General features: G+C 34.7%; 13 protein-coding genes. 8 read left to right on the top strand and 5 right to left on the bottom strand.

Annotated features, from left to right (window positions below; translation table 11 throughout):
- Nucleotides 1-13 precede the first annotated feature (13 nt).
- On the bottom strand, nt 14-2,155 hold the full coding sequence (locus tag BVG17_RS02395; RefSeq protein WP_063630662.1) for a hypothetical protein: 2,142 nt from the start codon (nt 2,153-2,155) through the stop codon (nt 14-16).
- A gap of 602 nt (nt 2,156-2,757) precedes the next feature.
- On the opposite strand from BVG17_RS02395, the gene BVG17_RS02390 reads away from it, so the two are divergent.
- The 4 genes from BVG17_RS02390 (at nt 2,758) to BVG17_RS02375 (ending at nt 7,076) form a co-directional block, all read left to right on the top strand.
- Nucleotides 2,758-4,845 (top strand): ankyrin repeat domain-containing protein, encoded by a 2,088-nt coding sequence (locus tag BVG17_RS02390; protein WP_063630586.1) that lies wholly within the window; start codon nt 2,758-2,760, stop codon nt 4,843-4,845.
- A 97-nt stretch (nt 4,846-4,942) separates the two neighbouring features.
- Nucleotides 4,943-5,443, top strand: coding sequence for an NADH-quinone oxidoreductase subunit NuoE (nuoE, locus tag BVG17_RS02385; protein WP_007302017.1), 501 nt, complete (start codon nt 4,943-4,945; stop codon nt 5,441-5,443).
- On the top strand, nt 5,444-6,655 hold the full coding sequence (gene tgt / locus BVG17_RS02380; RefSeq protein ID WP_063630585.1) for a tRNA guanosine(34) transglycosylase Tgt: 1,212 nt from the start codon (nt 5,444-5,446) through the stop codon (nt 6,653-6,655).
- A gap of 103 nt (nt 6,656-6,758) precedes the next feature.
- Nucleotides 6,759-7,076, top strand: coding sequence for a WD_0736 family protein (locus BVG17_RS02375; protein WP_063630584.1), 318 nt, complete (start codon nt 6,759-6,761; stop codon nt 7,074-7,076).
- Here BVG17_RS02375 and BVG17_RS02370 read toward each other — a convergent pair.
- Complete coding sequence (locus tag BVG17_RS02370; protein WP_063630583.1) at nt 7,073-8,347, bottom strand: M16 family metallopeptidase; 1,275 nt, start codon at nt 8,345-8,347, stop codon at nt 7,073-7,075. The two genes, BVG17_RS02375 and BVG17_RS02370, sit on opposite strands and share 4 nt — an antisense overlap.
- A gap of 1 nt (nt 8,348) precedes the next feature.
- Entirely contained in the window at nt 8,349-8,957 is a 609-nt protein-coding gene (locus BVG17_RS02365; RefSeq protein ID WP_063630582.1) for a superoxide dismutase, read from the bottom strand.
- A 136-nt stretch (nt 8,958-9,093) separates the two neighbouring features.
- Between BVG17_RS02365 and BVG17_RS02360 the strand changes: the two genes are divergently transcribed.
- Nucleotides 9,094-9,624 carry a hypothetical protein gene (locus tag BVG17_RS02360; protein WP_063630581.1) on the top strand — a complete coding sequence of 177 codons (531 nt, stop codon included), beginning with the start codon at nt 9,094-9,096 and terminating at the stop codon, nt 9,622-9,624.
- A 371-nt stretch (nt 9,625-9,995) separates the two neighbouring features.
- Here BVG17_RS02360 and BVG17_RS02355 read toward each other — a convergent pair whose 3' ends face one another.
- Nucleotides 9,996-11,009 (bottom strand): class I SAM-dependent methyltransferase, encoded by a 1,014-nt coding sequence (locus BVG17_RS02355; protein ID WP_063630580.1) that lies wholly within the window; start codon nt 11,007-11,009, stop codon nt 9,996-9,998.
- An 82-nt stretch (nt 11,010-11,091) separates the two neighbouring features.
- Here BVG17_RS02355 and BVG17_RS02350 point away from each other — a divergent pair, with 82 nt between their 5' ends.
- Together BVG17_RS02350 and BVG17_RS02345 are read left to right on the top strand one after the other, a co-directional pair.
- Nucleotides 11,092-11,484 (top strand): hypothetical protein, encoded by a 393-nt coding sequence (locus BVG17_RS02350; protein WP_172793443.1) that lies wholly within the window; start codon nt 11,092-11,094, stop codon nt 11,482-11,484.
- Nucleotides 11,485-11,757, top strand: coding sequence for a DUF2610 domain-containing protein (locus tag BVG17_RS02345; protein ID WP_063630579.1), 273 nt, complete (start codon nt 11,485-11,487; stop codon nt 11,755-11,757).
- A 20-nt stretch (nt 11,758-11,777) separates the two neighbouring features.
- Here BVG17_RS02345 and dapD read toward each other — a convergent pair whose 3' ends face one another.
- A complete protein-coding gene (gene dapD / locus BVG17_RS02340) occupies nt 11,778-12,620 on the bottom strand; it encodes a 2,3,4,5-tetrahydropyridine-2,6-dicarboxylate N-succinyltransferase (RefSeq protein ID WP_063630578.1) in 843 nt (280 codons plus the stop codon).
- A gap of 38 nt (nt 12,621-12,658) precedes the next feature.
- Here dapD and BVG17_RS02335 point away from each other — a divergent pair, with 38 nt between their 5' ends.
- On the top strand, nt 12,659-13,069 hold the full coding sequence (locus tag BVG17_RS02335; protein ID WP_017531844.1) for an MJ0042-type zinc finger domain-containing protein: 411 nt from the start codon (nt 12,659-12,661) through the stop codon (nt 13,067-13,069).
- Nucleotides 13,070-13,140: the final 71 nt, after the last annotated feature.

Raw genomic sequence — 13,140 nt, 5'->3', positions numbered from 1 at the left:
CTAGCTCAGTCAGTCAAGATCCTGGTCCACCGCTTGAAGACGATGAGCTACTTCTTGACCGACTACTACTCTCCACCGATATACTGTTTAGCACTGTTTCAGATTGATCCATAGTTCGCATAGATATATGTCTCATTCTGTTATTAGCAATAAAAATTTCTTCATCGCTATTGCCACTTGAAGATGATCGCCTTCTATCATTGAAATTAGTTAGTTCTAACACAGGGGCAGAATTACGACCCTTAACATATTTGTATGCTATGAATCCTATAATTCCAGCAATACTTATTATCGCTCCAACCAAAGACCCACCTATCATTCCTGCCCTATTAGACTCTATAGCAAGCTGAGTAGGCTGTGATGAAGGAGTAGTTTGAGGAAGTAAAGTTGTAGTGAGCAGAGTAGTTGTTGCTTTTGTTCTAGTACTTGGCATAATGGACAATGTTTGTATAGTTTTCTCTGAGTTTGTTGTTGGCGCATTAGTTGGCATTGTAGTAATCATAGTTGCTCGTGAGGTCGCAATAGTTTCAGCTACTGTTGTTGGTTCTGATGACGTACTCATCTTAGTTGTTAATTTTGTTAAAGGCTTACTCATCGTAGTACTGCTTGCTGTAAAAGTTGATTCAACAGTCGCTGCTGTAGATTTTACAGTACTTGTCTCAGTTTCTGAAGTTACTATCGGTGCACTAGTTGACGTTGTAGCAACTGTGGTCGCTTGTGGAGTAGTAGTTGTTTTTGCTACTGTTGTTGGCCCCACTGTTACTGTACTTGTTTGAATTGTTGACTCTGTTGAAGGTTTACTCATTGTGGAAGTTGGTACAATGATAGTTGATGCTTCTGTTGTTAATTTGGTAGTCCTTACAGTGTCGGTTTCTGTTGTGCTAGTAATTGCAGCAGTCGTCGTTTTCTTAGAAGTCACAACCGTCTCTGTAACAGTTATAGGAACCACAGTACTACTGGAAATAATACTAGGCATTAATTGGCCGTTAATGATATTAACAAAATCACTGAGAGCTTTGATACTGCTTGCCGGTATTATTGTTGCTTCAGAAGATTTTCCAGAGCTCTCTCTATTAAAAGTTATGATACTTTCTCCACTTACCGCAGTGACGATAAAACCTCCTTGGCCATTGTCTTTAACATACAATTGTTCTATAGGATCTTCACATTCACAAACAGTAAAATTTGATTTGAGTCCTTTCTTAGCAAGGCTTGCTAAATGCAATTCTTGCGTATTAGAAGATTGTTTTTTCGCAAGAAAAGCAACCTGATCATCGCCTTCAGTTTGTTTCACATACTGTAAAAAGCTTATTTCATATTCTCTGGAAAGAGATAGTGCTTTATTATCTACCTGACATTTCTTGCTAAGCAAACATTCATCTTTCTTTCCACTTTTCAGATCCTCAACCACTTTAGCCATATCGAACTTAAAAATATTTGTTCTTACTTCTTGATTTTCAGGAACGTTTGGTCTCACTTGCGAATAAAGCATCGTATTTTCATCTAGTACTAATTGCCCTGGATTATCAAACTTGAATAATTTTCTTTCTATAATGTGCTTTGCTCCAGGTAAAGGTCTGAACTTTCCATCTCCTTTCGATTCTAAATACCAAGAAACTAAAGCTTGATCCTTTAAGTTATGAGCAATTACAATGACATTACCATTACCAACTTTTACTGCTTTTGGTTGAAAGTAACTATTGTCTTCATTTGCAAGATTATTTATATCAATGTTCTTATATAATTTTACTTTTCCTACGTATTCAACTAAGGGAGCATTAGTTGAATGCTTGATTTCGTAAGTGTTGAATGTTAAGCCTTTGATACACTTTCTTTCTTTGTTAGTTTCTTCTGTAGGAAAGATAACTCCAACTTTATCTACTTCAGCTGAATTTTCTATTAGTGCGGGAGATAATTGACCCTTAAATTCATTTGCTACGTTGACACCTGTATCACACTCGTATGTTTTTGATTGATATAGTGGGCTAATAAGTAACTTTACTCTACTGCTTCCATTGCCGTTATCTTGATAGCTGAGTCCATAAGTAACTCCATTTCCTTCAATCAACCCTACGTTTTTTGGATTAAAACCTATCGCTTCTTTAACTTTCAGTATAGTTGTATTAACTCCAAATAATCTACTTAATATAGACATAATTTTATTTAAAATTTTAATAAAACGCTATTATGATTATTTCTATATGTAACGTCAATAAAATTTTAACTAAAATTAAGAAATTAATTTTTAAGCACTCTGAGATAATATGCTAATAAACCCAGATTTCCCATAGACAATATGTTTCCTTTGAAACCATATAATAAATTTAGCAGCTTGTTGACAACAGAAATTCCTTTACAAATTGTCCCAACTTCCTTATCATGACAGTAAGAGTATTTATCCTTGTTTTTAATCTCTGCAGATTTAACAACAAAATTCAGTAAAAAAACTCAGGTATTTATTGGCAAATTACATAAAATTATAGCGGCTGCATGTCTTTTTTATTTTTTCTATATTCAGCCAAAACGCGCTTTAAATAAGCGTTAGCACATTATTACAATGCCAATTTACATTATTATAGGGTCAAAACTCGTCACACGGGGATTCTTTTGCCTTTTTTTTATTTAGTTAATTTCTTAATATTTATAATCCCGCTATGTGTTAGTGATATAGCTATACAAGAAGTGGTAGAAAGCTAGCTTGCATTAGCTTTCTTTGTCATGTATATTACATGCGGTTTTATAAAGTGAGGAGTAAATATGCCAGAAGTTACTAGGCAAGATTCTAATAAGGAAAGTAGAATAGAAAACGAGCTACAACAGGGTTATGAATATGAATTGATTAAAAGTTTATTCATGTTTCCTGATAAGCGCCATTTGGTAGATATTGCTGAAGCTACAAAAGGCTCGTTTGATAATTTAATGTGTGCGTGGCTTGTTATAACTGAGTTAACAGACAGTCAAGCAGAGTTGGATGAGGAATTGCTATTTATTTTTAGTGCCATGAGATCTTTGAGTGCAGGAGATAGTTACCGACAACTTCAGAGGTTTTTATTAAATTATAAAGATAATCAAGATCTAAAAACCGTTCTTAATTGTAGAAGGGGAGAGTCTAGTTTGACGATGTTGCACATAATATCAAGTATGGCTTGGGCAAGAAAACAATATGATTGTGCTGTAAGTTTGCTTTTAGAAGCAGGAGCTGATCCTAATATCAAGAATGATAAAGGGAGGACACCCTTACACTATGCTACTGGACCTTATAGTATAGCTGCTCTCTTAGAAAAGGGAGCTGACCTTAATGAAGAAGATAATGAAAAAAGAACGCCTTTGCATCATGTTGCTAGTATTGGTTGTTCTGAAGGCGTGGTTTTACTCTTAGAGAAAGGAGCTATTTCTGATCAAGGTGATAAACAAGGAAAAACTCCTCTGCAAGTTGCACGTGATAATCATCATGAACATATTGAAAAGTACTTTGTGACTTATAAGCGGGAGAAATTGGGTGATAAGTTACGCTCTATAATGGAAACAAAAGACTGGTTCGAAGATGGTTCAGGTTACGTTTTAACTAAGAGAAAGGGGAGCTTGAGAAGAAAGTTGTTGGATATAGAAAACAACTTAGAAAGTGATTTAGTTGTTGAAGATCTGAAAGAATTTTTAGATGACTTTGCGAATGATCAAGATCTAAGAATGGTTTTGAATTTTCAAAGTAATGAAGGAGAGTTGCAGGTGCATCAACATGCTAGAAATCTTGATTCTTTTGCTCGTTCAGGTACTGATGAAAGAGCAAAAAACCAACTTAAATTTGAAGTAAAAAGATTACTTTTAGAAGCAGATGCAATCAATTTAAAATGGCTAGGTTGTAGTGAGAAAGAGTATTGGTCTAGAGATTTATGGAGTAATTTAGGGCCAAATCGACAAACAAAACTAAACGCATTTTTAGATAAAGTCTCTAAAACTCAAAATGTGAGTGAACTAGAAAGAGTTGTAAATGAAGCTATACTGTCTGGAGTAAGGTTTAACAGAAGATTTTCTCAAGGCGAAGAACGTAACTTTACAGATTGTGTTATGGAAAGAATTGGTAAATTAGAAAAGAATCCTGAAGTTGTGAGTAGAATAGTATGCAAATTGGTATCAATAGGAGCAACGTTATATAATAAGGATAATATGAAAGTAATTGATACACTGGAATTTGAACTTCTGGAACCTGCACTTGAAGATCACAAAAAAAATGTGATAAAAGCTTATCTAGATTATCTAGATAGTACTCTAGATTTTATGGAAGTTATAAAAGGAGCAGTTATTGATGGTATGGTAAGAAATGCCAAAATAGATAACACTACTTTGTACTCAGAATATTCTGAGGATAGCACAATAAATGTTGCAAGGCTCACAGAAAAAGCTAGTGAGTTAAGGCGAGCTCAGGGAAGCATAGACTATGAAAAAGATATAATAAAGATTGGTAAAAGTGAGGTATCGATTATAACAAAGGATGGTATAAGGAATTATACCAATCTTGCAGACGGTAGTGATATAGTATTGATTTTTCCGACCACTAAGGGAGAATTACCCGTTAGGTTGTATACTGATGAGCAAAATAAAAACTTGGTAAGGGTGGAAGTAAAAGATCAAGAGAGGTTGAAAAAATTAAAAGATTGTGGAGAAGAGATAGGAAAAATTTGCTTACTTGGTGGTTACTCAGTCTACAATGCTATTGAACGTGGTTATTTTGAAAGGCCTTTAGGAATTTTTCAGGGAGAAAGATTACAAAGTGGTGAAAAAGTTTCTCATGTAGATCAATTACAACGTAGAAAAAATAATGAGGTATATCAAATTAGATCACCCTAAGCTTGATTTACAGCAGGTCTTAGATTATGCAAGAAGTCTAATTGCAATTGTTAACTCTTCAAGTATAATTTGTTGAGATTTACACGAACTTTATTAGATGAAAGAGAAAGAAGAGCAGTTTAGTTTTACATCAGACAACCTCAGAAAAGCGAAAAAGTCTATAGAGATGTATCCTAAAGGTAGAGAAGGTAGTGCCGTCATGCCTTTACTATACCTGGTTCAAGAACAATGCGGATGGGTTCCTGAATCTGCCATGCGCTACGTTGCTGACATGCTTCATATTCCACATATTCGCGTGTATGAAGTGGCAAATTTTTATACCATGTATAATTTAAAACCAGTAGGTAAATATCTCATACAAATTTGTAGAACAACTCCTTGCTGGTTGTGCAATAGCGAAGAAGTGTTAAATACCTTTAAAAAGAAACTAGGAATCAATATCGGTGAAACTACTAAAGATAATCTATTTACTTTAAAGGAAGTTGAATGTCTTGGTGCATGCGTTAATGCCCCTGTTGTACAGATCAATAACGATTTTTATGAAAATCTCACTCCTGAAAAAGTGGAAAATATCATAGCAGAACTTTCAAGCAAATAGATGGAAAAGTTCTCGTTTAGGATAACCAAGCAATCAGGTTCTGCAAGAGTTAGCATTATTAAAACTCCAAATGGAAACATAGAGACACCAGCATTTATATTTTGTGCAACCAAAGCTGCTATTAAAGCCGCAGATATCGAGAGAATCAGAGAAGCAGGTACTCAGATAATACTTTCTAACACTTATCACCTAATGCTCCAACCAGGAGAGGATACTGTGGCAAAGCTTGGTGGCTTGCACAAGATGATGGGATGGAATGGACCAATGCTAACTGATTCTGGCGGATACCAGATATTTAGTTTAGGACACGGATCAGTTTCAGAAGAGATAAAGGGAATAAGACAGAAACAAAAAACTCTGATCAAAATCAATGAAGATGGGGCAATTTTTCGTTCTTATATAAATGGTAAAACTTATTGTCTAACTCCTGAGAAGTCTATACAAATTCAACAAAAATTAGGTGCAGATTTAATCCTAGTTTTAGATGAATGCACTCCATTTCACGTCAGCAAGGAGTACACACGGAAATCAATGCTCATGAGCCATAGATGGGCTGAACGTTCTTTAAATGAATTTGAAAAAAATAATAATGGCAAACAGGCGCTGTATGGAATTAGCCAAGGTGGGATATATCAAGATTTGCGTAGAGAAAGTTGTGATTTTATCAACGATTTACCATTTTTTGGTCAAGCAATAGGTGGATCGCTTGGTCAAAGTAAAGAGCAGATGTATGATGTAGTTTCCTTTACTATGCAACATTTAAAAAAAGATAGGCCTACTCATTTGCTTGGTATTGGTGGAATTGTAGACATCTTTCGCGCAGTAGAGTTTGGTGTTGACACATTTGATTGTGTGCACCCAACTCGCCTTGCAAGACATGGTGGCGCACTTGTTAAAGTGAAAAATAGAGATTCTATTTCTTCAAAGTGCAAAGAGCATATTAATTTGCGAAATCAACGATTCGAGCTAGATGATAACCCAATTGAAAGTGATTGTTTGTGCTTTACCTGTAGGAAACATTCAAGAGCTTATATACACCATCTACTGAAAGCGAAGGAATTGCTGGCTTACACACTTGTTACCATTCACAATGTTTTCTTCATGAATAAGTTGATGGTATCAATAAGAGAAGCGATATTGAATGATAGGTTAGATCAGGAAAAAAATAATTGGATTAGTGAAATACCGCTGCATTGTGAATTATATACCTAGTTCATATTTTGCACATGTGCGTTGCATTTTTTAATCTTCTTTAAAAACTTGACAATACATGACAACACTGGTATGTTAGAAATATAGTTTTTGTGAGGTATTTATGGTTAACAATAAAGAAAAACATCAAATAGCGTTTTGCGTTTCAGCCGTTACATTCTTAGCTGGGTTATCATTAATCGCAACTGCAATTGCAGTGGGTACCGTACCTGCTATAGCTGCTTGTCTAGTGATAGGAGGAATTTTGACTGTCTTGTCTGGTGTGCAAGCAGTAGAAAGCTATTTATTTTTACGAAACAGCGAGAAAATTTTGAATAAACTGATGAGTAATATACGCGATGAACCAGAAAGCAAACTTTTTATAGAAAGGATTTTGCAACCATTCGTTGAACTTTTTAGTGAGCATAAGCAACATAATTAAAGTACACTAAGCATAGAAACCACTTTATCGTAACTTGGTAATGAATTAATTTCTCCAATCGCAGCTAAAGTAATTCTCTCATGCTGAGATAGCAATTCTTCTGCTGCTTTTTTTATATCGTAAATAGTAACAGCACTAATTTTTTCTATTAATTCGTTTTTACTGATGTATTTATTATAGTTACCGTAGTAGTGTCCTAATGTTTCAGCACGTGAGCTAACACTTTCTCGTGACATTAAAATTTGGGATTTTACTCGCTCTTTTACTCTACTTACTTCTTCTTCCTTTAGATCATCCGTGGATAATTTCTTCAGCTCTGTCGTTATAGCTTTCAAAAGCTTATCTAGATTACTGCTATCTGTACCAGCAAAAATCGAAAGCATTCCTGTATCAGCATAGCTAGAGTTGAATGAGTAAATGGAATAAGCAAGCCCCTGCTTTTCTCTTACTTCCTGAAACAGGCGTGATGACATGCCACTTCCCAGTATGGCATCAAGAACTTTGAATGTGTGATATCTATTATCATCACGAGAAACACTAGGTAGACCAATTAATAAATGTACTTGATCTAATTTACGATGTTCTAAATACTCACCACCGGTATAACTTGCATTCTCGCTTTTTTTCAGCTCTTTTGAATGAATCTTTGAGAGAAAGTCTTTGATTAATTGAACAACCTCCTCATGTTCAACATTTCCTGCAACAGCAAATATAATGTTCTCGCCAAAGTAATGCTCATTTATGTAGTTATCTAGATTAGCTCGAGTAAAAGATTTGACAGTATCTTGCGTACCCAAGATTGACCTACCAAATGGTTGATCTTTATAAGCTGCTTCAAAATACTTATCAAAAATGATATCGCTCGGTGAATCATTAGTTTGAAAAATCTCTTGTATTACAACACCCTTTTCGCGTTCCAATTCATCCTCTGGAAATGTAGAATTCATTAATATATCTATTAATATATCAATGCCAGTCTTTATATCTTTTTTAAGAACCTTTGCGTAATAACTTGTACTTTCTCTACCGGTGCAAGCATTGAAAGCTCCACCTATGTCGTCAAAAGCTTTTGCAATTTCAAAAGCAGTTCTTGTCTTTGTTCCTTTGAAAGCCATGTGCTCTAGGAAATGAGATATTCCATTTTGACTTGCACTTTCAGCTCTACTGCCAACACCAACTCGTATATTTAAAGCTACGGAATCAACTTCATGCACTCGCTCAGTTATTATGCGCAGACCATTATCTAGTTTTGTTACTTGTGGTATATTCATCTTATATATTCTTCTTTAAATTCTCTTCTACAAAATCCCAATTGATCAAATGATCAAGAAAAACTTTTATGTAGTCAATTCTGCGATTTTGGCAATCCAAATAGTATGCATGCTCCCATACATCCATAGTAAGTAGTGGCACTTGGCCATAAATTAGCGGTAGATCCGCATTTGGAGTTTTAGTGATTTTGAGTTTTCCTTTTTCAAGCACTAACCACACCCATCCACTACCAAATTGGCTTACTCCATAATTTGAAAATTCTTCACAAAATTTGTCAAAGCCACCAATATCATCTTGAATTTTTTTTGCTAGAAGACCATCATCTTTAGGCTTACCACCACCATTCTTTTTCATTGAATTCCAATAAAAAGTGTGATTCCAAACTTGTGCTGCGTTGTTAAAAATAGGAACTGTATTATTATTTCCATGAACTTTCGTTACTAATTCCTCAATTTCCATATGTTGATAATCTGTGTTTTCAACCAGTTCGTTGAGTTTATTTAAATATCCCTTATGGTGCTTATCATAATGAAAATCTAATGTCTTTACAGATATATAAGGCTCTAAAGCTGCTTTATCATATGGCAACTCAGGTAAAGTAAAACTCATGCTGACCTCTTTATTTTCGATGGTATGGTAATATGTGCTTTTGCGCAACAGATAATTTAGTTAGGTAGTGATTGCATTTATTCTAAAACAAGCTATATTAGTAAGATAATTATGTTTTTATTTTTAGAGGGGTAATATGTCAAGTTTATATAAAAATTTTAAGGAATATGCTAAGTGTGGAAATGTTCCTACCAAAGGTGTTGGATATAACAAAGTTCCACAAAATAGTTTCTATAAATCTGTTGATCTTATCAACAGTGTTATTGGGCCAGTGAAAAATGTAGCTCTTGGTAGTTACCAAAATCCTTCTATGATTCAGACTACTACTTTTGCGTTAGCTAGTGTAATTCTGCAACCTTTATATCTAGCATTGGCGTATTTGTCATACTGGCCGGCAAAAGGATTAGCGAAAGTAGTAGATAGTTTTGATCTTAAGCGTAACACAAAATCGTTCATAGATTATTCATCCATGTTGTCACGTAAGACATGGGACCATAGTAGGGCATTATCTAAATTTGTTAACACAGTTTTGAGTTATGTTGTTAGTGCTGTTATTTGGGCTGCTGCGCTCGTTGTTACGCCACTCGTTTGGACTATTGATAAAGTAGCAAGTAAGTTTAGTGATGCAAACGCTGAAGGTGTTGGTAGTCCTTCTTTGTCAAAATAGATAGCCTACCAAGTGCATGTGAAACCATTGTATCTGTGTGGCAAAATAAAGTAGACGAGATAAAGACACCTATAGAAGCAAGAGGATGTCATGCAAGTAGCTGACACTGGCATCCAGTCTTTTCGTCATCAAAAACGTTGTACAGTGTTTACCAACTTACTGTCCCATCTGGATCCCATTGTCTAAGCACTGGGATGACACCTTTATGAAAGGAACTGTGTCGGTTACTCAAATAAAACCCGTTTGTTTCTATGGTTGTCTTTTCTCTTCTACTTTATTTTGCCACACAGATACGTTTCTTTTGCCTTTTTTTATTCTGTAAACATTTTAGTATTTATATTCAAAACGTTTAACATAAGAACCATGCAAGACTACAAATGGTGGATCAGCATTGCCTTAAAGAGAGTACCCATATTTTCAGTTAACCTTAAAAATTCACTGAAGATCCTATGCTTCTGTTCATTACTTGCATTTTTCATTAAAGCTTGTGCTCTTTCCTTTATACCAAAAAGGTATAAAAATACTCTTTGAGTTAAAGTCTCGCAGTCTACATGTTTTAATGAATCTTTTAATGCTTGAAAGTTTACAAGTGCAGTAATATCACTGTTACCAATATTTTCAAGAAAATTAGTATACTTATGCTGTCTTATTGATTGTAAAGTGCTCTTGTATGAAGGATATACATAACCATAATCTATAATCAGGGCAGCTCCCCCGTTATTGACTATCTTATTCTCAAGTTTCTTTAATATTTCGGTTCCGGCTAGGCATACTTCCACTACTGCACCATTGAAAAGTTTTCCTTTTCCAGTAATTGGCACTGAGCACTGAAGTAACAACGAAAGACTGCCATTGTCCTGCTTTGTCACTCTGTTTTCATACCACTGTCCATCACGATAAACGAACTGGTCAATTGGAAGGGCGTCAAATAACTCATTTGCAAAAAAAATAGTTGGCCGATTGGGTAAGTTGTCGACATCTGTGTGCCAGTTAATATTTAATCCCTTTAATTTTTCCTTTTGTATTTTCTGTAAAATAGGACTTATCTCAACTAGATGAATGTCCATTGAGCTAAAAAAACAGCTATATTTTTTAGTGACTCTTATTACATCGTGAATGAGCGTTCCTTTACCTGGCCCAAGTTCAACTAGAGAGAATTTTGATGGCTTTCCTAATTTTTCCCATGTATGCATTATCCACACAGCGATTGTTTCGCCAAATAATTGACTAATTTCAGGTGCAGTAATAAAGTCACCGTCTTTGCCAAGTGGTAATTTACTCATGTAATAACCATACTCTTTATGATATAGAGCAGCATTCATAAAATCGCTGATGGATATTGATTCTTGGTTTTTATCAATTAATTCGTGTATATAAGTGAGCATATTATTAATAAATGTTTAACTATAGTGTGCCATACTATAAAATAGTGGAGTATTTATATATATAATATAAGTTTAAAGGCATATGAGTAATAGTGCTTTGGTTATGAATAATCAAGATACGGATTATGTTACCCTGATACCTCAAGGTGATGGTGTTGAATATAAATTTGAAGAAGCTATCAATTTTGTAGAAAATAAGGTTGTAGGTGACGACGGATTGACTTTAGCAGAAATATTTCAAGTGCTAGTTCGAATGTTGAATGGTGACCTAGAGTTAGTAAAAAAAGTGCTGGCATATGCTAATATTATGGTAAAGCATGGAATGAGGTTAGCAAAAGAGTCACAATTGAGCAGGGCTGATGTTCGCAGAGCTTTGGAAGGGAAAGAAAGTGTTTTCAATAGGCAAGATTTTATCAAAAAACCACCTCTTGTACCTTCTATAAAATCGGTTAAAAAGAAAAGCAGAGGTCTTTAAATGGTTGAGTCTATAAAAAAATTTACTGTACAGTGTGATTTCAAAGGGCAAAATTCACCTTTTGCAATATACATAGGAGATCCAAAGGGTGATACTCATCCAATTCACCATCAAGATTCCTGGCTTGCAAAGGAGCGTGGAGGAAACATACCTAATAAAGTCAAAGAAAGTCTGCAAAAATTATATAAGTTATCTAAAGAAAATGGAGTCTCTTTTTCAGAATTATGTGCATATGCTGTTACTGTAATTAGTAATAATGATAAAAAAAAGTGATAACAAGTAGTGAGATAAGTTTAATCTCTTAATATTTCATTTATAGAGGTTTTTAATCTCGTATTCTCATCCACCTTTTTTACTATCACTGCACAATAGGTTGAGATATTATTTTTAGATGAAGTAGATCCTGGTATAACTACAGAATAAGGTGGCACCTCACCATAAAATATCTTGCTTGTTTCTCTATCAATGATCTTTGTTGATCCTCCAATAAATACCCCCATGCCAAGGACTGATCCCTCTCTTATTATCACACCTTCGGCTACCTCACTGCGCGCTCCAATGAAGCAATTATCCTCTATAATAACTGGAGAAGCTTGTATGGGCTCAAGAACTCCACCTATTCCCACTCCACCTGAAATATGGCAATTTTTTCCTATCTGTGCACAACTACCAACTGTTGACCAAGTGTCTATCATTGTGCCAGAATTAATGTACGCACCAACGTTGATAAAGCTTGGCATTAGAACAACATTTTCACCTATGTAAGCAGATTGGCGGACAAAACACCCAGGGACTGCTCTAATTTTTGACTGGTAAAATTTTTCTTCATTCCATTCACTAAACTTACTACCGATTTTGTCAAACCAGCAATTGGTGTTGTCTATTATTTTGCTTTCCTCAGTGAGAAAATGTAATAATATTGACTGCTTTATCCACTTATGTACTATCCATTCTCCACTTGATAGCTTTTCTGCTACTCTAATTTTACCACTGTCAAGTAACTCAATTACCTCTTTGATTATTAATCTTGCTTCGTGTTTTAGATTATAGTCATTAAGTTTTTCTTTATCTTTCCAAATATTTTCTATCTCACCTTGTAGATTTTTAGTTGCAAATTTTTCATTTATTATATACATATTGATATCAAATTTATACTATTCTATACGTAAGCACTATGAAAATACAATGTCATAATTGTACTAAAGCCTACTTAGTATCTCATGAGCAAATAGGTGTCTCTGGAAGAAAAGTGAAATGTACAAACTGCAATCACATGTGGCATGAGTATCCCCAAAAAATGTCAAGTGAATTGTGCTCTGTTAACGCACAAGAAAAAAAAGCTAGCTGGAGGCAAAGTTTAACTCTAGCTTTTGCAACAGTTGCAGGGTTATGCGTTATAATTGTTGGTGGTATCTTTCCAGGAGAGGTAAGTAAGATATATAAAGCAGTTAGTTCATATAAAGATTCAATAAGCCATAAATTAGGATACAAAAAAGTGCAAACGGAAAATTCAAATGCGAGAGAACTTGTTGTAAATGAGTTTTATCAAGATTACCTTTTTCTGTCTGATTTTAGATCTAGTTGAATAGGCATAAGTAATCAATGTCATGCAAGTAACTACACTTATTCCTTTATGATAGTGTCATTCCAATGTCA

Origin of the sequence: Wolbachia endosymbiont of Laodelphax striatellus (assembly GCF_007115015.1) — a bacterium.
In the GTDB taxonomy this organism is placed as follows: domain Bacteria; phylum Pseudomonadota; class Alphaproteobacteria; order Rickettsiales; family Anaplasmataceae; genus Wolbachia.
Note: the sequence above shows the minus strand (reverse complement) of the source record. Positions and strands in the feature narration are given on the sequence as shown.